This window comes from Azospirillum oleiclasticum, assembly GCF_013423485.1.
Taxonomy (GTDB): Bacteria; Pseudomonadota; Alphaproteobacteria; order Azospirillales; family Azospirillaceae; genus Azospirillum; species Azospirillum oleiclasticum.
The window spans coordinates 1-22,877 of sequence record NZ_JABFFR010000025.1 but is presented as its reverse complement, the minus strand read 5'-3'; the positions used below and the strand labels follow the sequence as shown (position 1 = coordinate 22,877).

The following is a 22,877-nucleotide window of genomic DNA, read 5'->3' as shown; positions in this document are numbered from 1 at the left end:
ACCGGTTAAGACACCGCCGTACGGCTGTGCATGGAGCACGGATTTCGCGACGGCCTCATCCGTGGCGGCCCCCACGCGCCCAGAGCGCCGCCGCCGTGCGGTCACACCGATTCGGCCGCCTCCTCGGCACTGCCTTCGTTCATTCGGCGCCGTTCGTTGGCCATGTCGATGAAGGCGGATCGGAGCGCCGGGTAGCGGGCGGTGAACTGGTTGAAGTCGCGCCGCTCCAGCACCAGGAACTTGCAGTAATCCACGGCGGAGATGTCGGCGTTGCGCCGCCGTCCGCTCAGCAGCGCCATCTCGCCGAACAGCGAGCCCGCCTCCAGCCGGATGGTCCGGCCGCCGGCCAGCACCTCCACAGCGCCGGAGGATATGAAATACATTTCGGTCGCCCGGTCGCCCCTGCGGATCACACGCTCGCCGGGCGAGGCCGTCTTCGGTTTGAACAGCAGGAGCAGCCGCTCCTGATCGTGGGCGTCGAGCATGGACAGGACCGGGAAGGCGCTGGTCAGCGCCTGGATCCGCAGCTCGTGCGCGTGCTCGCGCTCCTCCCCCAGGCGCTTGGCCTCGGCCAGGCTGCCCTGGAGCTGCTCGAACTTTTCCGCACCGTAGGGCAGCGCTCCGGCGGGGCGGCTCGCGTTGATCCGCTTGCGGATGAGGTCCACCGCCAGGAACACGAGCGGATTCAGGGTGATCGACAGGAGGGCGCCGGCCAGGATGAGGTCGCGGCCTTCGGCCGGCAGCAGCCCCAGCGACATGCCGAGCCCGGCCAGGATGAAGGAGAACTCGCCGATCTGCGCGAGGCTCGCCGATACCGCCAGCCCCATGAAGACCGGGTAGCGCAGCAGCAGCACGATGGCGAAGGCGATCAGCGACTTGCCGACGACGATCAGCAGGACCACCGCAAACACCGCCAGCGGGTCGCGGACGAGGATGGTCGGGTCGAACAGCATGCCGACGGACACGAAGAACAGGACGGAGAAGGCGTCCTGGAGCGGCATCGATTCGGTCGCGGCCTTGTGGCTGAAGCGCGATTCGTTCAGCACGACGCCGGCGAAGAAGGCGCCAAGCGCGAAGGATACACCGAAGATCACGGCGGAGCCGTAGGCGATGCCGATGGCGATGGCGAGCACCGACAGGGTGAACAGCTCGCGCGAGCCGGTGCGCGCGACCTTCGCCAGGATGAAGGGCACCACCCGTGGGCCGAAGATCATCGCAAGCGCGGCGAAGGCCCCCACCTTGCCGAGCGTGAGGGCGAGCGTCAGCCAGATCGGCCCGCCGGCACCATGTCCATGCCCGTCGGCACCCGGTGCGTTCCCCCCGAGCGCAACCGAGAAGGCGGGGAGCAGGACGAGCGCCAGCACCATCGCCAAATCCTCGACGATCAGCCAGCCCACCGCTACCCTGCCCTCCGCGGAGTTGAGCAGGTTGCGCTCCTCCAGCGCCTTCAGCAGGACCACCGTGCTCGCCACCGACAGGCTCAGCCCGAACACCAGCCCGGCCCCCAGTCCCCAGCCCCACAGGGACGCCAGCCCGACACCCAGAAGCGTGGCGAGAACGATCTGCCCGACCGCACCGGGGATGGCGACCCCCTTCACCGCCAGCAGATCGGACGCGGAGAAATGCAGGCCGACACCGAACATCAGCAGGATGACACCCATCTCCGCCAACTGGCCGGCGAGCGCCATGTCCGCCTCGAACCCCGGCGTGAAGGGGCCGACCGCGACCCCCGCCAGCAGATAGCCGACCAGCGGCGGCATCCGCAGCCGGTCCGCCGCATAACCGAAGGCGAAGGCGAGAACAAAGGCGACGGCGACGGTGGCGATCAGCGGAACATCGTGCGGCATCAGGGAATCCGTGTTCGGGGCAGTGGAGCTTCGGGCGGGCGCGCCGAACTATCGCATTCCGCAAGCTCGCAGGAAAAACGGAAAGGCCGCGCCCTTCCTATTTCTCGGCTCATCGCTCCTTACGCCCCGGCTCTGGCGTTGTAGCCCGAGGCGCGCTGCCGGCCCATCCGGCCGCGCTGTGTTGGATGGGTTCTGGCCGAAGGGCTGGGCCCGGCCGTGGAGCGCGTCGGCACGAGGGGCAACCGCCAGCGTCCCGGCCTCATAAGTCGGTCGGATCGTCACCGTGTAGCGAACTTTCGGGATACGGTGCCGGCGGCCGGCATTGTGTTTGTAGGCGCCGGGCGCGTGACCTTGCGGCCTACAGCTTCAGTTCGTACGGTTCTTCGGGCCAATGAGCGCCGACCTTCTCGACCGTGCTGAACAGCAGGTTCACGAAGCAAGGCGTGCGGATCATGGTGCCGGGCGGGATCAGCTTGGGCAGGGCTCCGTTCGGGTAGAGCAGGAAGGTCGAATAGCCGTTCGCTTCCATCAGTGCGCGCAGGCTCGCCTGCGAACAGCCCATCTGGTGCAGACCGAATTCGTGCAGCTCGGCGATCACGAAGGGAACCGCACGGTTCCGGATCAGGCTGCCGGCTCCCTCCAGGATCCGCTGCTCGGCCCCTTCGGTGTCGATCTTGATCAGCTTGGGCGGTGCGAGCCCGGTGTCGGCCACCGCACGCTCCAGCGTCGTCGCCCCCATCGTTCGGGCGATGGGGTTGGCCTGGGATTTCTGATTGCCCGGAAAGCGGGCGGGATCCCACAGGGCGTTGCCGCCGCTGTTGTCGCTGTTGATGAAGAAGGTGACCTCGCCCTCCTTGTCGGTGACCGGCCGCTCGAAAACCGTCACATGGCCGAACTGATTGAGGGAGATGTTGTTGCGCAGGCGCGACAGGTTGTGGGCATCCGGTTCGATGCTGAGCACCCGTCCCGACGGCCCGGCGAGCACGCCCATGACGGTGGTGAAGAATCCCGCGTTCGCCCCGACGTCCACCACCGCATCGCCTTCCCCGACCAGCCGTGTCAGGGCCAGAGAGACATCAGGCTCGTAGAAGTGGCCGTTGCAGAGATAGGAAATAATGATCTTTTCATTGCTGTAGCATTCATCGAGATCGAGAGCGATCTGGAGATTTCTATTGCCGATATCCAAATTGATGGGAATGACGGGCATAGGGAAATCCGTCCAAACATCAGGTTGCCACGACTGCGCAGGCAACTCATAGCGCCGCTGCGGTGGATCGGCAACCGTACGGCGGTCGCAGAACGGCCGGCGCCCAGGAGCCGTTCGACTCCCCGGCCGCGATGTGGCAGGGTTCGCGCCGCTCCAGAACGGTCTTCGGCGAGGTTTGCGGACATGGCGGCGGTTCACAAGCCCCGATAGTGCGGCGGACCATTCGCACCGGCCGCGGCGTTCTCCTACCGCCCCGCCGCAACCACCGCCGCCGCCACCGCCGAGGTCGTCCGTGAAGAAGCCGCCGTCCGCGCCGCGGATCCTCCGCCGTTCGCGCATCCGTGAGGGGATGCCCTATCCGCTTGGGGCCAATTGGGACGGGCTGGGCAGCAACTTCGCGCTGTTTTCCGCCAACGCCACCAAGGTGGAGCTGTGCCTCTTCGACCAGGAAGGCCGGCGGGAGTTGGAGCGGATCGAGCTGCCGGAATACACCGACGAGGTTTGGCACGGCTATCTGCCGGACGCGCGACCGGGCACCGTCTACGGCTACCGGGTGCACGGCCCTTATGATCCGGCGGCCGGCCACCGCTTCAACCCCAACAAGCTGCTGCTCGACCCCTACGCCAAGCAGCTCGTAGGGGCGCTGCGCTGGTCGGACGCGCATTTCGGCTACCGCGTTGGCGCCGCCCGCGGCGATCTCTCCTTCGACCGTCGCGACAGCGCGGCCGGCATGCCGAAATGCATGGTCGTGGACCCGGCCTTCACCTGGGGCTCCGACCGCCGGCTGGGCACGCCGTGGGACAGCACCATCCTGTACGAGACGCATGTGCGCGGCTACACCATGCGGCATCCGGAGGTGCCGCAGCGGGTACGCGGCACCTTCTCCGGGCTGGGGCACGCCGCGGTCGTGGATTACATCCGCTCGCTGGGCGTCACCGCGGTGGAACTGCTGCCGATCCACGCTTTCGCCGACGACCGCCATCTGGTGGCGAAGGGGCTGAAGAACTACTGGGGCTACAACTCCATGGGTTTCTTCGCTCCCGACCCGCGCTACATGGCGACCACCTTCGTCAACGAGTTCAAGGAGATGGTGGCGCGCTTCCACGACGCCGGGATCGAGGTGATCCTGGATGTGGTCTACAACCACACGGCCGAAGGCAACGAGATGGGGCCGACGCTGTCGTTCAAGGGCATCGACAACGCATCCTACTACCGGCTGGCGCCCGACCCGCGCTACTACATCAACGACACCGGCACCGGCAACACGCTGAACCTGTCCCATTCGCGCGTGCTGCAGATGGTCAACGACAGCCTGCGCTACTGGGTCACCGAGATGCATGTGGACGGGTTCCGCTTCGACCTCGCCACCATCCTCGGGAGGGAGCCGCACGGCTTCGACCAGGGCGGCGGCTTCCTCCATTCCTGCCGGCAGGATCCGGTGCTGTCGCAGGTCAAGCTGATCGCCGAACCGTGGGACTGCGGCCCCGGCGGCTATCAGGTGGGCGGCTTCCCGCCGGGTTGGGCGGAGTGGAACGACCGCTACCGCGACACCGTGCGCTCCTATTGGAAGGGCGACGAGGGCAAGCTGCCGGATCTGGCGGCACGGCTGACCGGGTCCGCCGACCTGTTCAACCGCCGGGGCCGCAAGCCCTGGGCCTCGGTGAATTTCATCACCGCCCATGACGGCTTCACCCTGGCCGACCTCGTCTCCTACAACCACAAGCACAACGAGGCGAACGGGGAAGGCAACAACGACGGCCACTCCCACAACCTGTCCTGGAACCATGGTGCGGAGGGGCCGACCGACGATCCGGAGGTGGCGGCGCTGCGGCAGCGCCAGATGCGCAACCTGCTGGCGACGCTTCTGCTGTCGCAGGGGACGCCCATGCTGCTGGCCGGCGACGAGTTCGCGCGCAGCCAGAACGGCAACAACAACGCCTATTGCCAGGACAACCCCGTGTCCTGGTTCGACTGGGAGGCGATCGACGACGACGGACGGGCGCTGACCGACTTCGTGCGCCGGCTGATCGCATTGCGTCGCAGCCACCGTCTGCTGCGCCGGGGCCGTTTCCTGACCGGCGCCTACAACGCCGAGCTGGACGTCAAGGACGTCACCTGGATCACCCCGGCCGGCATCGAAAAGAAGACCGAGCAGTGGGGGGACCCCTTCGCCCGCTGCCTCGGCATGCTGCTGGACGGGCGGGCCCAGGCGACGGGCATCAAGAAGGCGGGAACCGACAGCACCCTGTTGCTGATCGTCAACGCCCATCACGAAGTGGTGCCGTTCCGGTTGCCCAAGGTCGCCGGCGGCACCCAGTGGCTGCGCCTCGTCGATACGGAGGGGGACGCCCGCATCGAGGTGTCCACCGCGCGCAGCGGCGACGAGCTTCCGGTCGGCGGGCGTTCGCTGCTGCTGTTCGAGCTGATCCCCGACCGCCGTGCCGAGACGGCCGCCCAGCGGACGGGCCGCAGCCTTCGCGACCCGGCCGCGCCAACGGCGGACCCCGCGACGGGCTGACCGCCCGGTCGGAGGTGCCCTTTTCGATACATTTTCTCTCAAATTGAAAATTGATGCCTCAACGGCGGTGCAGCACTCTACCTCCATCGGGGTCATCCGATCGGGAGGGCGTTATGGCGCATGGGGAGTTCATCCGGTTCCTGGTTGAAACGCAGGAAAATCCGGTGGTCATGGCGCAGCTCATGGCGAACGCTCCCTGGCTGACGACCGGGGCCGACATCGCCCGTTTCGCCAGCCAGCACGGGTTCCGCTTCACCGCGCAGGATGTTCCGCTGGGTCAGCTCCAAACTCCACAACGCCCGCAACGTGCGGCGTGATGAAGCGGGGCAGCGGCATTGACCAATGCCCCATCGGTATTAGCATTGTGATCGGAACGGCGCGTCCGCCGTAACGCCAAACGGTTGAACGCCATGCAGGGCACGGTCATCTACGCACCATCGACCTTCGAGGAGCGAGGTGCCGCCGTATCCTTCACCACGCCCCTGCTGTCGCAGACCCGTGTCCGTATGGACGACCGGCAGCGGCTGGAAGTGCTGATCCCCAGCTTTTCCGAGGGCAAGGGCATCTACGTGGTGCCGTGGAAGGTGGTGCCGGAGATGGTCAGCATGACCGTCCACGACCGCTATCTGCACGACCAGATCGTCAAGGGGTCCGGCTGCTCACCGCAGGACATCCGGTCGGCCTCGTTGCGCGCGGCGCGTTGCGGGTTGGCCGGGCCGCAGGCGGTGAAAGCCGCGCGCGAGGCGATCGCCGTCGACGAGGAATGCCGCACCGTCACCAACCTGCTGCTGATCGTCGAAATCCTGAAGGTCGCCGGGCTGGAATCGCTGGAGGTGCTGCGTGAAGGGCTGCGCAGCGACCGCGGCGAGGACATCACACGGGAATACATGAACCGTGCGGCCGGCGTGCTGGAGATCGAGCCGAACGAGCTGTACCGCCGCGTCGCCGATCTGGCCGACGTGGCGGGCCCGGTCGGGCTGGTGCACGCGCCGGAACCGGGGCGGTTGCGCAAGCGGATGCGCGAGCTGGCGGAGTTCCGGGACTCGATCCGCAGCTGGGCGGACGAGGACGCCTCCGACACCGCCCCCGTGGCCGCCTTCTGCGCCGACGTCGCCACCCACACGCTGGAGATCGGCGAGAAGGTTCTGGTGGATTTCGACGGGCGGCTGCGCCAGCTCGGCGGCATGATCCGCGACTGGAACCGCCAGATGGTGCCGATCCGCCGGCTGGCGTGGCGTCTGTCCTGGCTGGTCGATGGCTGGGACTTCGTCATCGCGTCCTGGCGCGAGGCGTTGGAGCGCGAGCGGCAGGAACAGCGGATGACGGTGAACGAGGCCTTCCGCATCCTGCCGCTGATCCCGGCATCGGAAAGCCGCCACGACCACGCCGACGACGCCAAGCGCGTACTCGTCCAGCACCGCCGGTCCGTACGCGCGTACGAGGACTGGCGTACAGGACGGATGGACATGGAGCTCATCCACCGCATCGAGGCCATCAAGGCGAAGGCGGCAGCATGAGCCGGGAGCCGGATTTGCTCGCCGGGCTGGAGAGGCGCCTCAACGAAATCCCGGAAGCCAAGTTCGTGGAGATCGTGCGGCTGCTGGAGCAGATCGGCGAGCATCCGCGCGTGCGCGAGACCTTCGAGACGATCCGCCCGCGGCTGGCGCGGGTGCGCCCGATGCGCCGGCTGACGCTGAAGCGCGTGTTCTGCGACCCGTTCGAGGATGTGCTGGACACCGCCCCGCCGGGCGACGCCACGCACGGCCACATCAGCCGCGCCATCATCGACCCGCTGTGGCGGGTGGTGGAGGAGCGCGCCGACGCGCGCCACATGCAGGCGATGCAGCAGCAGGTGCGCGGCATCGCCGCCACGGACGGGCACGCGCGCCACACGCTGGGCTGCCGCCTCTGGTACGTCGCCGCGACCACGCTGCGGCAGGCGCTCAAGGAGGCGGAGCAGAACCCGCGCCAGCGTCGCGCGTTGCTCGGTGGCGGGGAGGAACTTCTGGCCGAGGCGCGGCAGGCGGTGGAGTATCTGGAGATCGGCCACGCCATCGCCGAGGTGAAGCGGGTCCTGTCCCCCAAGCCCTTCCTGGAACTGCTGCCCGAACACGTCGCCTTCATCGAGGAGCATGTGGTGGAGGTGGCGAAGGCCGGCACCAACAAGCCCGCCTGTCTGCTGGCCGTGGCCGCCGCGCGGCTGCGCGAACCGGCGGAGCTGCTGGCAGCCCTCGGCGGCATGGAGTTCGGCAAGGCCCGGCGGGAGAAGGCGGCGGTGTTCGCCGCCCTGTCCGGCATCGTCGTCGACGGGTTGGAGGAGCGGGCCGGAAGCGCCGACCGGGCGCCGCCCGATCCCAACGCCGCCGTCACCATGGCCGAACAGCTGGTGGAAAGCCTGGAATCCACCCACTCCGTCATGTCGCTGGTCAACGAGACCAAATACGACGAGCGGCTGGGCGGCGTGCGCAGCGCGGTCGGCCGCATGGTCGAACAGGCCGTGCTCACCCCCGCCGCCGGCAGCATCCTCGGCAGCCTGCCGGTTCCGGCCACGGATGCCGTGCCGATGCTGCCGCCCGACGACGGCGCGCAGCTCCAGGCGGAGGACCACGCGCGCGCGCTGCGGCGCTGCCAGCGCTTCGCCGGGGCCATCGGCCTCGACCACGCGGTGAGCGAGACGCTCGCCACCATCGGCAAGGGCGTCGAGAAGCAGGTCGGACGGGTGCTCGATTCCCTCGGCCGCACGGGCGTCGGCGGCGAGGAGCGCGACACGGTCGAGCAGTCGCTGTTCTACGCCGTCCGCCTGATGGAGCTGGTCGCCGGCTCCGGCCACGCGGACGAGCTGCTGCGCCGGACCATGGAGACGCTGGACGGACCGACGGCCGGCTGACGCCGGGTAATACCAAGTCCCGATGAGTGCAACTCATCGGGACTTGGTTGGGCCGTTGAGGCCCCGCGGGCTCATGCCCGCCCAGATGGATGGGGGGCCAAGGCCCGCGGATGCGGGCCGCCCGGCGTGTGAGGGACCATTGATCGGTCACGAACAATGGTACTTGGTACAAGGAACGTCAGCCGGTCGGACCGGCCGTCTTGATGCGGTTGTCGATGGTTAGGATGATGCTGTCGTCCGCCGCCGCGATGTCCTTGCCCGCGTCGCGCGGTATGGGGATGCGTTGCTTGCGGCAGAAATACAGCAGGACGGCCAGTGTCTTGCTGGCCAGGAACGTCACGTCGCGCATCTTCGATGCGCCGCTCTGCTGGACAAACACCGTCACACCGCCGCCGGCGCGCGGGACCACCGATGTGATGATCCCATGCGGCAGCTCGGTCTGGTTTGGTACCGTCTGGTACCAGGCGAAGGCGTTGCGGAGCGCGGTGTTGGAAAAGACGAGCTGACGTGTTTCGAAGATCATGCAAGGGCCAGTTCAGGCCCGGCTGCCCAGTTCCGGGTTGAGGCGGAACGTGATCGCCCGGCCGAGCTTGGAGTCACGAAGCAGGATCTGCTTCATCTCCAGCAGCTTGATGGCGCGATTGACGTTGGGCCGTTGCATACCCAGCGCATCCGCCAGTTCAGACTGCAGCACCGGAACCGGATGATCGAAATAGAGCCGCCGGCTCAGGTAGGTGAAGACACGCAACGCCTCCAGCGTGATGTCCCGATCGGTGGAGACGGCCCTGGAGAGGTGGTCATGATGCTGCATGGCGGCCTCGTTGAGCAAGTCGAAATTGACATATCTCCCGAGGAGAACGCCCTGCGACTTCGTCCGGACCTGTCTCCCACCGGGAGACCACCGCGACCGTGCCGCGCTCCAACCCTCGGAATTCCAACCGTTTCCTTGCACCGGCTGTGGAAAGAACGGTAACCAGCCATTGTTATCCGAGTATGTCGCGCTTATTTCGGCCCTGTCACAGTTGTGCATTTGTTGATGCTGGATTGGAAGAATTGGAACAGCCGAAGGAATGATAGCGTTCTAATCGATGGAAGTGTATTGCCACGCTGCGGGTGGCCGGGGGTGCGACGATGCATAGGCTTGTCCTGATCCGCCATGGCCAGAGCGATTGGAACCGGAGGAATCTGTTTACCGGATGGACGGATGTTCCGTTGACGGAGGCGGGACTGGCGGAGAGCCGGTCGGCCGCGGCGGCGCTGAAAGCCGCCGGCTTCGACCTGGATGTGGCCTTCACCTCGGTGCTGACCCGCGCCATCGTCACGCTGCACACCGTGCTGGGCGAACTGGACCGGCTGTGGCTGCCGGTGCACAAGCACTGGCGCCTCAACGAACGGCATTACGGCGCCCTCCAGGGGCTCGACAAGCACCGGACCGCCGAGCGGCACGGCGACGCCATGGTCGCCCTGTGGCGGCGGAGCTGGGACGTGCCGCCGCCCCCCATCGACCCGGCGGACCCGCGCTCCGCGCTCGACGACCGCCGCTACGCCGGCCTCGCGGCCAGCCAGCGCCCGCGCGGCGAGAGCCTGAAGGACACGATGGAGCGGGTCCTGCCCTATTGGACGGAATCGATCGTGCCGGCCCTGCGGCTCGGCGCCCGGGCCATCGTGGCGGCGCATGGCAACAGCCTGCGCGGGCTCGTCAAGCATCTGGACGGCGTGCCCGACGACGTCATCCCCCAGGTCGAGATCCCCACCGGCCGCCCGCTCGTCTACGAGCTGGACACCGGCCTGGCCCCGCTCCGCCGCTACTTCCTGCACCCCGGCGGGGCGGCGGAACCGGCGGAGTGGCGACGGGAATAGGGAACCGGATTCACGTCCAGGACCGGTCGTCCTTGGGCAGCCGGCCCTGGTCGTCGATAACGCGAACCTGATGCGGGGGTGCATCGGACCAGCGCCAGAAGACGAGGTTCACATCATCAACGGTGGCGCCATGGGCGAAGCTCGGAACGAGGATACCGGCATATCCGACCGCGAAGAGCCGGCGGGCCACACCCCAGCTCGGCGGGTCGATTCCCCGGTCGGCAAGATCCTCCCAGCCGCAGGCGAGGTCTGCCGGCAGCACTCCCAAGCGTTGAAGAGTCGTCGCGTCGGTCAGATCGGCCATCGGGTCGCAATCCACCGCGTAAGCGACGATCGTCATGGGCTGCGCCTTGAAGGGAAAGGCTTGCTGCGCCTCCAGCCAGGCCGTCTCCAACCTTAAGGCGGTGTACAGGGCCGGCACGCCCGGCGGATTGAAACGCCCTCCGTGCAACGCCGCCCCTTGGCCGGAGGTCGGCAAAAACGCCCAGCGCGGATGATGGGCGCGGAAGGCCTGACCGATCAGCCTCATGCGTAGCCGCCGACCGCGATGCGGCTGAGATACCGTTTCACCGCTTCGGCACGCCCTTCCTTGACGAGATCCTCGGCCGTCTGGTCGCCGAAAGAGGGAATCGGCTGGGCGCGGTACCACGCGAAGGCCTGCTGAACGGACCCGGCCCAGGGCAGAATGCGGTTGACGATCTCCACCACATCGCGCAGGCGTGCCTGGGTTGACGGCGCCTTCAGACGGGCCGACTTCGACACGGCTTCCCGCGACAGCCCGGCCGCGTTCGCCAGTTCGATCTTCGTGATGCGCAGTTCGCCCGTCAGACGATCCGTGGCGATGAAGCCATCGGCGGCAACCACATCGCTCAGAAAATCCCGGGCGGTCGGCATCGCATGCCCCACATTTTGGCAGTAACCACGTGCAGATTATGAGACCGGGCCGGATGGATGACAAGAACCGGCGCCAAAGCCATCCTGATTACCGCCCCGCCCGGCTCCGCCCGCGCCCCCCCGGCAGGGGGTGGTGGACGCGGCGGTGGTGGGGGCGCTCCTCCCCGGCCGACTCGCCCGGCCGGCGCACCCGCTGCTCGACGCGCGACGCGTAGCAGGAATCGCAGACCCGGAAACGGTGGTTGGCCTTCAGCCGCGTGCCGCAGACCGGGCAGGCGCGGGCCAGCGAGCGCTCGGCCAGCGTGCGCTCGATGAAGGCGTTGAGCGTGGCGCGCCGTTCCTGGCACAGGTCCATTTCCGGGTACGCCTCCGGGAAGCGGTAGGCGAGCCAGGCGTAGGCGGTCAGCTCCTTCACCGCGCGTTCGGCGGCCTCCAGCTCCACATCGGTGCCGACATGGTGCCGGAAGCGCTCGGCGCCGACCGGGGCGGCGTTGGGGATGCCGCGCCCCTGGTTCAGCGCCCAGCCACCGAGCAGGCGGAGCTGGTTCTGGTCACGCACGTCGATGGGGCAGCGGGCGAGAAGGTCGCGGACGGACAGCGGCAGCTTGGCCCGGTCGACGGCCGTCGCCGCCTGGATGCGCCCTTCCAGGTCGGTCATGCGGAACGTCTGATGCGCGCGCAGCAGCTCCTGCCCCGCCGTGCGGAGCACGCGGACGAGGCTGTCGGTGTCCAGCTCCTGCGCGATGGCCTCGACATGGGTCAGGTTGGGGGAAATCCAGGGGCGCGGATCCTCTGGCGGCACTGGGGGCGAGGTGAGCGCCCGGCGCACGGGGTTGATGCTCTCCCCGTCCAGCACCGCCACCCGCCCATCCTCGTGCATGCCGTAGCGCCCGGCCCGGCCGCCGATCTGGCGGATCTCCGACGCGGTCAGCTCGCGCTCCTCGCGGCCGTCGAACTTGCGGGTGGTGGACAGCACGACGCGGGCGATCGGCAGGTTCAACCCCATGCCGATGGCGTCGGTGGCCACCAGCACATCGGCCGTGCCCTCGCGGAAGCGCCGCGCCTCCGCCCGCCGCACCTCCGGCGACAGGGCGCCGTAGATGACCGACACCGTGTGGTCGCGTCCCAGCAGCTCGCGCCGCAGGGCCATCACGTCCTTGCGCGAAAAGGCCACCACCGCATCGCCGCGGCGCACCTCGGACAGCGGGACCTTCTCCTCCTGCACGCGCAGCGGCGATTTGCGGGTGAACTCGACGATCTCCAGATCCTCGCCGGTGGCCTCGACCAGCCGCTTGACGTAGGGGATGGCGTCGGCGGAGCCCGTCATGATGATCTCGGGCGCCGCCACCCCGGCCACCGCCTGGGTCCAGGCCCAGCCGCGGTCGGCGTCGCCGATCATCTGGATCTCGTCGATGACGCAGGCGCCCCAGACGCGGTTGGTGTTCACCATCTCGATGGTGGAGGAGACATGCGCCGCCCCCGGCCGCACGTCCCGCTCCTCACCGGTGACGAGGCTGCACGGCCGCCCGCGGGTTTCCAACGCCTCCTGCCCTTCCAGGGCGAGCAGGCGCAGCGGGGCGAGGTAGCAGCCGCTGTCTGCCTCGGCCAGCCGGTCCATGGCGGCATGCGTCTTGCCGGAGTTGGTGGGGCCGACGAACAGCCGCAGCTTGCGCACCATGGCGCGGGCGGAGGCGAAGCCATCCAGATAGACGCCCAGGCCGGACGCCGTCTCCAGCCGCTCCCGCCGCACCTTCAGCCCGGCACGCGCGGCGGCGGTGGAGAAGGCCTCCTCCAGCGCGTCCAGCAGCGTCTGCAGGCGCGGGATGCGGCCACCGAAGGCGGCGGCCCGCACCAGCTCGTCGGCGAACGCCTTTGGCCGCCACGAATCGCCGAAGGAGCCCGCGCGTCCGGCCATGGAGGACAGCCAACCATCCACCCGGTCGCGCGCCTTGGCGATGGCCGGCGAACCCAGACAGGCGGCCTTCACCCGCTTGCCGAGCGCGCGGGCCTGCGCCCGGCTGAAGCCGTCCGGCGATGTGATGGCGCCCCAGATGTCCGCCTCGACGTCGGGCAGCACCCCGACGGCGACGCGGAAGCGCAGCTTCACACGGCGGTCGGTGCCGGGCACCACCACCGGATGCTCGACCGCCACGGAGAAGCGGGCCGGAGTCGACTCGGTGTCGATGTCGATGCCGTCGCCACGCACGGCGGCGGCGAGCTGGCGCAACGCCTCGCGCCGGTCCAGCTCGTCCGCCATGCCGGTCAACGGCTTGTTCCGCTCCGCATCGTCCATCGCGACTCTCCCGGCCCCACTCTTCCGGCACCACGCTCCAGCCGTCGCAGGGCCGGCCCGCAGCCCACAGACGCCGCAACAATCGGCGGAGTGCGGCTCCCCGACAACCCCCTTGCGACAACGGGGTTCCGGAATTCACCGCGACGCGGGCGCGAACAGCGTCAGGAACTGGGTGGAGGCACGTTGCGCGCGCCGCTCGATCTCGTCCGGCGTGGTCGGCTGCTCGATCCCCAGCAGACGGCGCAACAACAGGTCGCCGACGACCAGCCCGAAGAAGGTCTCGCTGGCGGCGTCGGTGTCGTCCACCGCCACCAGCCCGGCATCCTGCCAGCGCTCCAGGTGCCCGGCGAAGCGCTGCCACAGTTTGCACCGTGTCTCGTCGAACAGGATACGGCCGAATTCCGGCGAACTGCACGATTCGCTGATCGCCACCTGGGTGACGGTGACAGCGCGTCCGCCCGTGGCGGCGTGAAGCAGCGCCGTGGCCAGCCCTTGCAGCACCTCGTAAGGTGGCAGATCGGGGCGCCCGGCCGCCCGCGCCAGTTCGGCGTCCATCGATTCCGCGCAGGATGACACCAGCGCCGTGAACAGCCCGTGCTTGGAGCCGAACCAGTTGTACAGGGTTTCCTTCGATGTTCGGGCGCGGCGCGCAATGGCCAGTGTGCTGGCACCGCGGTATCCGTGCTCCTCGAGCACCTGGAAGGCGGCGGCCAGGATCTCCTCCCGCCGCTGCGCGGAGCCTGGCGAGGTCTGTTCGTGCCGAACGTGCCCGGCCGGCACGTCCCCCCCGGTCTCCTTGTCGCTCACCCCAATTCCTTTGAAATATAATTATCAGTGTTGATACATTTATAAGGCGGCTGGACAGGCGATCGCAAGCTAAGTTTGCAACACAATTGCGGATAGAAATGTTTGTCTCACCAACCATTAAGCCCGCATCCACCCGAACGGATGAATGACCGTAGCGTTCTTGCTACCGCGGTCGGTACCGGTCATAGATACCGAACCGTGGTAGTATACTTTCTGCGCTTTTCCCCTTACACCTCCCATCGGAGGTGTTAGCGACCAATTTCGTCTAAAAAAGCAAGCGACGCTGCGCCATCATTCCTTACCAGACCGCCAAATTCGCTGCCGGCCTGCGCGGCTGACTGGGGGATATTCATGCCAAATCCACCTGACATCCTGTCGCTGCTGGATAGGATACGGTGTATTACGACTGAAGAAGAGCGCAATTCGCTGGTCGACTCGTTGGTATCGATCGAAAGGACCAGCATTCTGTCCTTCGTGAACGCGCACGCCGTCAACCTCTGCTCGGGTTCGGACGAGGTGCTGACGGCCTTCCGGGGTGCCGACGTGATCCTGCGCGACGGCATCGGCGTGAAGGCGGCGTTCACGGCACTGGGCCGCGAACCGGGTTGGAACATGAACGGCACCGACTTCATACCGGCGCTGCTGACGGCGATGGCGCCGAAGCGCGTTGCGGTGTTCGGCACCTCCGAACCCTGGCTGTCGCGGGGCGCCGAGCGCATCGCGCTGGCCGGCGGACACACCGTCGTGGAGCGGATGGACGGCTTCCAGCCGATCGACGCCTATGTGGAGAGCGCCCGGCGCTGCCGCCCGGACGTGATCCTTCTGGCCATGGGCATGCCGCGCCAGGAAGTGGTCGCCAACACGCTGAAGACCGCCATCGAGCGGCCGGCCCTGATCATCAATGGCGGGGCCATCGTCGATTTCCTCGCCGGGCGGGTGGAACGCGCGCCCCTGCCGATCCAGCGGATCGGACTGGAATGGCTGTACCGGCTGGCGCGAGAGCCGCGCCGGCTGTTCGGCCGCTACGTGATCGGCGGCGTCCTGTTCGCCCACACCATCCTCACCCTCCGCCGAATCGCCCCCCGCCCCGGCGCCACCGCCGCCCACGCTTACAAGGAGCTTTGAGACGTGGAACATCTGCCGCAGGTCCCACACGGCGGGCACCGGCCGCCGGCACAGCCACCGCATCCCGGCCACGTCTCGCGCACCGACTTCGAACAGGCGGGTCCCGCCGCCGGTGCCGATCTCGGTTACTTCCTGCGGGTGCTCGCCGGCCGCAAGTGGCTGATCGGTTTCATGGTCGTGACGATCACGGCACTGTCGGCGGTCGGCGTGTCGATGCTCAGCGACAAGTTCACCTCCGAGGCGCTGCTGCTGGTGGACGACAAGCGCATCAGCATCGTGCGTGATCCCGACCCGGTCGCCCCGCGCATGCCGGGCGACGACAGCGAGCTGTTGAGCGAGGTCGAGATCATCAAGTCGAACGAGGTGCTGACCCAGGTCATCGCCGACCTGAAGCTCGCCGAAAACCCCGAATTCGCCCGCACCGAGGACGAGGCCGGAACCTCCGAACCGCTGGTGGCGCAGGCCGTCGGCCTCGGCCGCGACCTCTCCAGGAGCATCTGGGGCGACTCGCCGCCGGCCTTCGTCGGCACGCTGCTGACCGAGGGCGACCGCATCGCCGCCGACGCCCGCACCGCCGCCGAGCGCAAGCCGCCGGAACGCGAGGCCATCCTGAAGAAGATGCACCGCGGGCTGACCGTCGGCGTCGCCGGGCGCTCGCGGGTCATCCAGGTGCGCTACACCGCAAAGAGCCCGGAGCTGGCCGCCGGCATCGTCGGCGCGATCGTCGGGCGCTACATGGACATGCGCCACCAGATGGACCGCGAGATGGCCGACAAGGCCATCGAACTGCTGCGCCAGCGCAGCGACCAGCTCCGCCAGGAGGTCGTCGCCGCCGAGCAGGAGGTCGAGCAGGTGCGCTTCCGCTCCGGCCTGACCCGCGGCATCGTCGGCCCGCTGGCCGCGCAGGAGCTGGAGCAGGCCCGCCAGCGCATGAGCGAGGCGTCGGCTGGCCGCGCCCGTCTGGTCGCCCAGGCCGAAGCGCTGGAACGCGCCCTGCGCGGCGGCAACTGGGCCACCATCGGTGGCTCCATCACCTCGCCCGTGGTTGGCCAGCTCCGCGCCAACCTCGCCACGCTCCAGTCGGAGATGGCGCAATTCAACAAGCAGTACGGCAACCTGCACCCGCGGGTGGTCGAACAGCGCGCCCGCATCGACCAAGCCAACGCCGCGCTGAACAGCGAGATCCAGCGCGAGATCGCCGGCATCCGCGAGGCGGCCAACGTCGCCGTGGATCAGGAGAAGGCCCTGAAGGAGCAGATCACCCGGCTGGAGGGCAGCTACGCCAGCAATCTCAGCGACGAGGGCGTGAAGCTGCGCACGCTGGAGGCCGACGCCCAGGCCAAGCGCACGCTGATGGAAGGGCTGCTGCGCCGACTGCACGAGGTGCAGGCCGTGCAGGACGACCACAACGCCCCGGCCGGCGTGAAGATGGTGTCGGGCGCGCAGGTGCCGTTCGAGCCGTCCGGCCCGCAGCGGATCCTGCTGATCGCGGCCGGCTTCATCGCGTCGATCTGCGTTTCGGTGTTCCTGGTCTTCGCGCTGGAGCTGCTGCAGCGCCGGGTGCGGGCGCCCGACACGATCCGCCGCATCCTGGGCGTCGGCGCCGTGCACATCGTGCCGCACCACGCGGTCAAGCGCCGCACCGGCCGTCTCTACGACGTGTTCCAGCGCCATCCCTTCTCGCTGTTCGCCGAGTCCATGCGGGCGCTGTTCCGCAATTACTTCACCGACCTGGGCCCGGTCGGCGCGATCGCCGTCACCTCGGCCCGGCCGCAGGACGGCAAGACCTCGCTCAGCCTCGCCGTGGCGCAGGTGGCGAGCCAGGCCGGCCGCCGGGTGGTGGTGGTGGACACCGACTTCCGCCGCTCGCGGGTCGACCACCTGTTCAACCTGTCGGGTCAGGCCGGGTTGGCCGACTGGCTGGCCGGCAAGGCGACGCTGGACGAGATCGTCTACGGTGCCGACGAGGTGCCCTTCGCCCTGGTCCCCGCCGGCACGCTGAGCCCGGAGACGCTGGACCGCTTCAACCTCGACGCGATGCAGCAGCTCATGGCCGGGCTGTCCACCCGCTACGATCTGGTGGTGTTCGACACCGCCCCGGCGCTGGCGGTGTCGGACGCGCGGATCGTCTGCGCCGCCGCCTCCAAGGTGCTGTTCGTCACCCGCTGGGGCCACACCACGGCCGGCGACCTGCAGGGCATCGCCGACCTCGGCCCCATCGACCATTCGAAGTTCGTCTGCGTGATGACCGACGTGGATCTGAAGAAGGCGGCCGCCCGCGGCTACAGCGGCCCCTACCGCAACTACGTCGCGACCAAGAAGTACTACAACGAGCCGCCGCGCGCCTGGGCCGCCCGCTGACCGGCAGCCGGGGGAGGGTGCCGCGCACCCTCCCCCCGCGTTTCCGCCGACCCCGACACCGCAAGAGCGGACACCGATGAGAACGCTCATTCTGGGATCCTTCGCCGCCGCGCGTGGCGTGGGCTGGACCTCGCACGGGAAGTATGTGGTGGCGATCGCCGATCAGGCGATCCTCAGCGTCTTCAACTTCGGCGTGGCGATCTGGCTGCTGCGGCTCCTGGACCAGACCACCTTCGGCGTCTTCACCATCCTGATGGCGGTGAGCCACGCCGCCGTCGGTTTCCAGGAGGCGCTGAGCTCGACACCGCTGAGCATCCGCTACACCACCTACGGGCATGAGGAGCGGCGGCGCTGGCTGCTGACGGTGCTCGGCAACGTCACCTACGCCTACACCATCGGGCTGTGGCTGGTGGTGGCCGGCAGCGTCACGCTGCTCGACGACGGCGACTGGATGCTGGGAGGGGCGGCGGCGTGCTTCGTCGCCTCGTTCACGCTGCGCAGCTACGTCCGCTCCGTCGCCTACGCCCGGCAGCGGGAGATCGACGCGCTGGCGCTGGACGCGCCCTTCCTGGCGCTCGCCGCGCTGGCGCTGGTGGCGGCGCAGGTCTTCCACGTCACCCGGCTGGACGTGCTGCTGCTGGCGCTGGCGGCCGCCAACCTGCTGCCGCTCCTGTTGTCCGGCTTCACGTCGGGTGCCCTGGTGCGGCCGGCGCCCGGCGTTCTGCACCGCTTCCGCGCCTTCTGGCCGGAGGTGCGCTGGTCGCTGCTGGGCGTCGGGTCGGTGCTGGCGCAGCGGCAGAGCCACACGGCAGTCGTGCCGACCATGATGTCACCCGCCGCCTACGCCACCCTGGCCGCCGCCGACACGCTGCTCGGGCCGGTGCGGCTGGCGATCATGGCGATCGGGCTGGTGCTGCGGCCGGAGCTGGCCCGCCTCGTGGCGCGCCGCGACCGCGCCCGCATCGTCCGGCTGGTTTGGGGCGTGGAGCTGGTGATGACGACGCTGCTGGCGTCGCTGTTCCTGGCGGCATGGTTCGGCTGGTCGCTGATCGAGAACGTCGTCTTCGCCGGCAAGTACCCGGACATCGCCATCCCCTTCGCGCTGGTCGGCGCCATCACCGCGGTGCAGGCGTGGCGGGGCGCGCTGAACTACGCGCTCCAGGCCTTCCACCGCTTCAAGAGCCTGGGGCAGCTCACTCTGCTATGCGCCGGCGTCAGCTTCGGCGCCACCGTCGCCTGCACCGTCGCCTTCGGCTGGACCTGGGCGCTGGCCGGCGTGCTGGCGGGCGAGACGCTGAACCTGATCCTGATCGCCGCCGCCTTCCACGGCGCGCTCGGGTCCTTGCGCGACTGACCGCCGGAAAACCGCGAAAGGGCATGCGATGACGAACCCGATCACCCGCCGGGCCGTGCTGCTGCGCACGGCCGCCGCCGCGGCGCTCGCCGGCTGCGGGGCCACCCTCGATCCGGCGGTGCGCCCCGCGGCGGCCGGCGGATCCGCGGCGCGACCGGCTGCCGGCAGCCTGCGCGAGGCGTGCCGCCGCCGCGGCATCCTGCACGGCGCCGCCCGCGACCACATCGTCGATCCGGAGGACCCGGCGCTCGACCGGCTGATGGCCGCCGAATGCGACCTGCTGGTGCCGGAGAACGGCGGCAAATGGGCCGTCTTCCAGCCGCAGGAGGGGCGTTTCGACTGGCGCCGCTTCGACGCCGCGGTGGCGGAGGCCGAGCGCATCGGCGCGCGGCCGGTCTGGCACTGCGTGCTGTGGCAGCACATGGGCATGCCCGACTACATGAAGCTGCCGGCCCGCCGCCAAGCGGAGCTGGGCGTCACCGAGACGGAATATTTCTCACCGCGGGGCACCCTGTCGGCGGAGAACCACTGGGCCCGCTTCACCGGGCTGGTGGACGCGGTGAAGCGCCGCTACGGCGACCGCTTCTACCGCATCGACGTGATGAACGAGGCCTTCTTCTGGGAGACCCCGTCCAGCCACCCGCACGAACAGGACGAGCACGGCTTCCGCAAGGGCATGTGGTGGCAGGTGGCGGGCGGGGCGAAGGGGCCGGAATGGCTCGACCCCTTCTTCCGCCATGTCCGCACCGTCTTTCCGTCCGCCAAGCTGGTGATCAACGATTTCGGCCTGGAGATCGCGGAGGGCTGGCAGCAGCGCAAGCGCGCCTACATGCTGCGCTGGCTGGAGGGTGCCGTCGCGCGCGGCGTGCCGGTCGACGGCTTGGGGTTGCAAAGCCATCTGATGGCCGGCAAGCCCTATGACCATCAGGGCATGGTCCGTTTCCTGAAGGCGGTCGACCGGCTGGGGCTGCCGGTGCACGTCACCGAGCTCGACGTCGATGAGCAGCACCTGCCCGCCTCCTGGAGCCGCGCCCAGAAGGACGGCGCCATCGCCTGGACCGCCGCCCAATATCTGCGCGACCTCGTGCAGCATTCCCGGCTGGCGGAGGTGACGTGGTGGCATCTGCGCTCCGACCTCAACTACATCGCGCGGCGCGACCCGCAGGCCCGGCCGCAGCCGTCGCCCTACGACGCGCGCTCGCAACGCCTGCCGCTCTATCAGGCGGCGGTGGAGGCGCTGGGGGAAGGGCGGAGCGGCTGACCCCGTCCGCCCGGCCGCTGGTTACCCCATCCGCCGGGACCACCACCTTCGATCGCGTCGCCCGCCACCCCCACCGCACCGCCGCCTGACGGAGGTACCGACGCTAGACTGATCGGCGCCCGACCCATCCACGCAGGAGAACGACCGTGACCGCAGCGACCGCCTCCCCGCTCGTCGAGCGATATCGCCGTAAATTCGGCCTTTCCCCGTCCTGTCCGCTCGACGAGAGCATGGTGATGGGCCATTGGGAGCTGGAGCGCCAGCTCGCGCGCGACCTGCTCTCCACCCCGCGCGAGGACCGCTGGGAGGTGTTCGAGAAGGCCTACACCACCCTGTACAGCGAGTGCCCCTGGCTGAACGAGGGGGTGGACACGGCCAAACAGGATGACGAGCTGGAGTTCGGCCACATCCGTCGCCTGCTGGGCGAGCCGCAGGACGTCTACGAGGTCGGCTCCGGCAAGGCGCGGCTGCTCGGCTATCTGGCCCGCCACGGCTTCCGCTGCGTCGCCACCGAGATCACCCGCGAGCGCGGCGAGCGCTGGCTGGACCGCGACGCCGCGGTGACCTGGCGCACGTCCGACGGCATCAACCTGCGCAACTTCGAGCCCGCCGACCGCTACGACACGGTCATCTCCACCCATGTGATCGAGCACATGCACCCGGAGGATCTGGGCGCGCATCTGGAGAATGTGCACGCCATCCTGAAGCCGGGCGGCCGCTACGTCATGGCCACCCCGCACGCCCACGCCGGCCCGATGGACCTGTCCGAGGTGTTCGGGCTGCCCAAGCCCATCTGCATGCACCTGAAGGAATACACGTGGAGCGAGCTGGTGACGGCAATGAAGGACGCCGGCTTCGCCCGTGTCGAGGCCGCCTACGTCGTGCCGCGGGCGGTGCGCCGCCGGCTGCCGGTGAGCTTCTCCAGCGGGCTCTATCTCGGCTATGTGCGCGTGATGGAGCGTGCGCTCGGCCTGTTGCCGGATCGGTCGCGACAGCGGATCACCAAACTCGGTCAACTCGCTTTCTTCCGCCCAGAGATTTTGATGGTGGCTCACAAAGCATAATGGGTGCCACTTTGGCCAATAATCGCCGATGCTTTCCCAATGAGAGTTACCGATGTCATAGATCATCTATGCGTATGGGGTAGGACATCAGGGATCATCAGGAACTGACCTCATTAACATCACACCATGGCCGGGTTTTGACTCATGTTTGCGGGGATTTGGTAATATCTCGTTAACCATGGCCGACCACCCTTCCGGCACCCGAAACCGGAATTGAGGATCGACCAATGGCAACGACCGACACGGCCCTGACCGAGGTCACCTTCGCCGTCAACGCCTGGGGCAATTCGGCCGGAGGCGTGGCGCCGCGGTTCACCCTGCGGGTGGATGGCAAGGACATCGGTCAGGCGACCGTCGCCTCGGCGGACCAGTCGCGCTTCACCTTCAAAGCCAAGGTGGCGGCCGGCGAGGCGCACAAGGTCGAGGTGGTCTACGACAACGACGGAACGGTCGGCGGCGCCGGCCGCGACCTGTTCGTCAGATCCATCGAGGTCGGTGGCAAGACCATCGCCTCCACCAGTTCCCTGGCGAGCTACGAGACCGAGGGGCAGGGCACCCTGCCCGGCCGTGAAGGCCTGTGGTGGAACGGCGCGCTGAGCTTCGACGTGCCGGCGTCCGACTTCCCCGGCTCAACCGCCCCTCCGGCGCCGTCCGCGCCCGCCAACCCGCCCTCCGGCCCGGTGCCGGGCACCGATGGCCTGACCGTCAAGGTCAACGCCACCGCCGACCTGCTGAACGGCGAAGGCGCGCACTTCAAGGTCCTGCTGGACGGCAAGACGATCGGCGAGGCGACCGCCTCCACCACGGCCAAGGCTTACAGCTTCACCGCCGACGGTGCCGCGGCCGATCCCGCCAAGCTGCAGATCCAGTTCGACAACGACGAGGTCGGCAACGGCACCGACCGCAACCTGTATGTCCGCTCCGTCGAAGTGGACGGCAAGGTCATCACCCCGACCGCCGGTACCGCCAGCTACGACCGGTACGAGCTGGACGGCAAGGACATGGCCGACGCCACCGGCGCCATGTACTGGAACGGCACGCTGGCCTTCGACCTGAACGGCAAGGGCGGCACCCCCGACACCCCGCCCACCCCCGCCAATCCGCCCGCACCGTCGGCCCCGTCCACCGGGGCCAACCCGACCGTGACGATCGCCGACGCCGCCATCGCCGAGCCGGCAAGCCGCACCGTGGCGGGCGGCATCGCCGACGGCCCGCTGTCCACCCGCGGCAACCAGATCATCGACTCGTCGGGCAAGGCGGTGAAGCTGACCGGCGTCAACTGGTTCGGCGGCGAGGGCTACGCCTTCGTGCCGAACGGTCTGTGGGCCGACAGCTACCAGGGTCACATGGACAAGATGAAGGATCTGGGCTTCAACCTGATCCGCCTGCCCTACTCCGA

The 22,877-nt window shown here is 68.6% G+C and carries 19 protein-coding genes; 11 read left to right on the top strand and 8 right to left on the bottom strand.

Going from position 1 to position 22,877, the window contains the following annotated elements; translation table 11 throughout:
• Window positions 1-101 precede the first annotated feature (101 nt).
• Both HL658_RS22960 and HL658_RS22955 read right to left on the bottom strand, forming a co-directional pair.
• A complete protein-coding gene (locus HL658_RS22960; RefSeq protein WP_180284213.1) occupies window positions 102-1,847 on the bottom strand; it encodes a cation:proton antiporter domain-containing protein in 1,746 nt (581 codons plus the stop codon).
• Window positions 1,848-2,205: 358 nt separating this feature from the next.
• Entirely contained in the window at window positions 2,206-3,393 is a 1,188-nt protein-coding gene (locus HL658_RS22955; RefSeq protein ID WP_246337807.1) for an FkbM family methyltransferase, read from the bottom strand.
• Window positions 3,394-3,403: 10 nt separating this feature from the next.
• On the opposite strand from HL658_RS22955, the gene glgX reads away from it, so the two are divergent.
• The 4 genes from glgX (at window position 3,404) to HL658_RS22935 (ending at window position 8,459) form a co-directional block, all read left to right on the top strand.
• Window positions 3,404-5,572, top strand: coding sequence for a glycogen debranching protein GlgX (glgX, locus tag HL658_RS22950; protein ID WP_180284211.1), 2,169 nt, complete (start codon window positions 3,404-3,406; stop codon window positions 5,570-5,572).
• A gap of 113 nt (window positions 5,573-5,685) precedes the next feature.
• Window positions 5,686-5,889 carry a Nif11 family protein gene (locus tag HL658_RS22945; RefSeq protein WP_180284210.1) on the top strand — a complete coding sequence of 68 codons (204 nt, stop codon included), beginning with the start codon at window positions 5,686-5,688 and terminating at the stop codon, window positions 5,887-5,889.
• Window positions 5,890-5,982: 93 nt separating this feature from the next.
• Entirely contained in the window at window positions 5,983-7,089 is a 1,107-nt protein-coding gene (locus tag HL658_RS22940; RefSeq protein WP_180284209.1) for a hypothetical protein, read from the top strand.
• The gene (locus tag HL658_RS22935; RefSeq protein WP_180284208.1) at window positions 7,086-8,459 is read left to right on the top strand and encodes a hypothetical protein; all 1,374 of its coding nucleotides are present in this window, start codon (window positions 7,086-7,088) and stop codon (window positions 8,457-8,459) included. Before HL658_RS22940 ends, HL658_RS22935 begins: the two co-directional genes overlap by 4 nt.
• A 178-nt stretch (window positions 8,460-8,637) precedes the next feature.
• Here the strand turns inward: HL658_RS22935 and HL658_RS22930 are convergent, their stop codons facing one another.
• Both HL658_RS22930 and HL658_RS22925 read right to left on the bottom strand, forming a co-directional pair.
• A complete protein-coding gene (locus tag HL658_RS22930) occupies window positions 8,638-8,982 on the bottom strand; it encodes a hypothetical protein (RefSeq protein ID WP_180284207.1) in 345 nt (114 codons plus the stop codon).
• A 12-nt stretch (window positions 8,983-8,994) separates the two neighbouring features.
• Window positions 8,995-9,270 (bottom strand): MarR family transcriptional regulator, encoded by a 276-nt coding sequence (locus HL658_RS22925; RefSeq protein WP_246337806.1) that lies wholly within the window; start codon window positions 9,268-9,270, stop codon window positions 8,995-8,997.
• Between the two features lie 320 nt (window positions 9,271-9,590).
• On the opposite strand from HL658_RS22925, the gene gpmA reads away from it, so the two are divergent.
• A complete protein-coding gene (gene gpmA, locus HL658_RS22920) occupies window positions 9,591-10,319 on the top strand; it encodes a 2,3-diphosphoglycerate-dependent phosphoglycerate mutase (protein WP_180284205.1) in 729 nt (242 codons plus the stop codon).
• A gap of 10 nt (window positions 10,320-10,329) precedes the next feature.
• Here gpmA and HL658_RS22915 read toward each other — a convergent pair whose 3' ends face one another.
• From HL658_RS22915 to HL658_RS22900, 4 genes are all read right to left on the bottom strand, one after another.
• On the bottom strand, window positions 10,330-10,848 hold the full coding sequence (locus HL658_RS22915) for an RES family NAD+ phosphorylase (protein ID WP_180284204.1): 519 nt from the start codon (window positions 10,846-10,848) through the stop codon (window positions 10,330-10,332).
• The gene (locus HL658_RS22910; protein ID WP_180284203.1) at window positions 10,845-11,213 is read right to left on the bottom strand and encodes an antitoxin Xre/MbcA/ParS toxin-binding domain-containing protein; all 369 of its coding nucleotides are present in this window, start codon (window positions 11,211-11,213) and stop codon (window positions 10,845-10,847) included. The genes HL658_RS22915 and HL658_RS22910 overlap by 4 nt, the downstream gene beginning before the upstream one ends.
• An 88-nt stretch (window positions 11,214-11,301) precedes the next feature.
• On the bottom strand, window positions 11,302-13,506 hold the full coding sequence (locus HL658_RS22905; protein WP_180284202.1) for a helicase-related protein: 2,205 nt from the start codon (window positions 13,504-13,506) through the stop codon (window positions 11,302-11,304).
• Window positions 13,507-13,641: 135 nt separating this feature from the next.
• Window positions 13,642-14,313 (bottom strand): TetR/AcrR family transcriptional regulator C-terminal domain-containing protein, encoded by a 672-nt coding sequence (locus tag HL658_RS22900; protein ID WP_180284201.1) that lies wholly within the window; start codon window positions 14,311-14,313, stop codon window positions 13,642-13,644.
• A 351-nt stretch (window positions 14,314-14,664) separates the two neighbouring features.
• Between HL658_RS22900 and HL658_RS22895 the strand changes: the two genes are divergently transcribed.
• From HL658_RS22895 to HL658_RS22870, 6 genes are all read left to right on the top strand, one after another.
• Entirely contained in the window at window positions 14,665-15,438 is a 774-nt protein-coding gene (locus HL658_RS22895) for a WecB/TagA/CpsF family glycosyltransferase (RefSeq protein WP_211109818.1), read from the top strand.
• A gap of 3 nt (window positions 15,439-15,441) precedes the next feature.
• Entirely contained in the window at window positions 15,442-17,799 is a 2,358-nt protein-coding gene (locus HL658_RS22890; protein WP_180284200.1) for a Wzz/FepE/Etk N-terminal domain-containing protein, read from the top strand.
• Window positions 17,800-17,875: 76 nt separating this feature from the next.
• Window positions 17,876-19,153, top strand: coding sequence for a lipopolysaccharide biosynthesis protein (locus tag HL658_RS22885; RefSeq protein WP_180284199.1), 1,278 nt, complete (start codon window positions 17,876-17,878; stop codon window positions 19,151-19,153).
• A 28-nt stretch (window positions 19,154-19,181) separates the two neighbouring features.
• Window positions 19,182-20,414 carry an endo-1,4-beta-xylanase gene (locus tag HL658_RS22880; RefSeq protein WP_180284198.1) on the top strand — a complete coding sequence of 411 codons (1,233 nt, stop codon included), beginning with the start codon at window positions 19,182-19,184 and terminating at the stop codon, window positions 20,412-20,414.
• 146 nt (window positions 20,415-20,560) lie between these two features.
• Entirely contained in the window at window positions 20,561-21,478 is a 918-nt protein-coding gene (locus HL658_RS22875) for a methyltransferase domain-containing protein (RefSeq protein ID WP_180284197.1), read from the top strand.
• 227 nt (window positions 21,479-21,705) lie between these two features.
• On the top strand, window positions 21,706-22,877 hold a 1,172-nt coding region (locus HL658_RS22870; RefSeq protein ID WP_281378854.1), incomplete at its 3' end, for a carbohydrate-binding domain-containing protein.

Excerpts from the sequence above, each read along its gene's own strand:
- HL658_RS22960 (WP_180284213.1), bottom strand. The coding sequence starts at position 1,847 with ATGCCGCACGATGTTCCGCTGATCGCCACCGTCGCCGTCGCCTTTGTT.
- glgX (WP_180284211.1), top strand. The coding sequence starts at position 3,404 with ATGCCCTATCCGCTTGGGGCCAATTGGGACGGGCTGGGCAGCAACTTC.
- HL658_RS22945 (WP_180284210.1), top strand. The coding sequence starts at position 5,686 with ATGGCGCATGGGGAGTTCATCCGGTTCCTGGTTGAAACGCAGGAAAAT.
- HL658_RS22905 (WP_180284202.1), bottom strand. The coding sequence starts at position 13,506 with ATGGACGATGCGGAGCGGAACAAGCCGTTGACCGGCATGGCGGACGAG.
- HL658_RS22940 (WP_180284209.1), top strand. The coding sequence starts at position 5,983 with ATGCAGGGCACGGTCATCTACGCACCATCGACCTTCGAGGAGCGAGGT.
- HL658_RS22930 (WP_180284207.1), bottom strand. The coding sequence starts at position 8,982 with ATGATCTTCGAAACACGTCAGCTCGTCTTTTCCAACACCGCGCTCCGC.
- HL658_RS22895 (WP_211109818.1), top strand. The coding sequence starts at position 14,665 with ATGCCAAATCCACCTGACATCCTGTCGCTGCTGGATAGGATACGGTGT.
- HL658_RS22885 (WP_180284199.1), top strand. The coding sequence starts at position 17,876 with ATGAGAACGCTCATTCTGGGATCCTTCGCCGCCGCGCGTGGCGTGGGC.
- HL658_RS22910 (WP_180284203.1), bottom strand. The coding sequence starts at position 11,213 with ATGCCGACCGCCCGGGATTTTCTGAGCGATGTGGTTGCCGCCGATGGC.
- HL658_RS22925 (WP_246337806.1), bottom strand. The coding sequence starts at position 9,270 with ATGCAGCATCATGACCACCTCTCCAGGGCCGTCTCCACCGATCGGGAC.
- HL658_RS22915 (WP_180284204.1), bottom strand. The coding sequence starts at position 10,848 with ATGAGGCTGATCGGTCAGGCCTTCCGCGCCCATCATCCGCGCTGGGCG.
- HL658_RS22935 (WP_180284208.1), top strand. The coding sequence starts at position 7,086 with ATGAGCCGGGAGCCGGATTTGCTCGCCGGGCTGGAGAGGCGCCTCAAC.
- HL658_RS22955 (WP_246337807.1), bottom strand. The coding sequence starts at position 3,393 with ATGCGCGAACGGCGGAGGATCCGCGGCGCGGACGGCGGCTTCTTCACG.
- HL658_RS22880 (WP_180284198.1), top strand. The coding sequence starts at position 19,182 with ATGACGAACCCGATCACCCGCCGGGCCGTGCTGCTGCGCACGGCCGCC.
- gpmA (WP_180284205.1), top strand. The coding sequence starts at position 9,591 with ATGCATAGGCTTGTCCTGATCCGCCATGGCCAGAGCGATTGGAACCGG.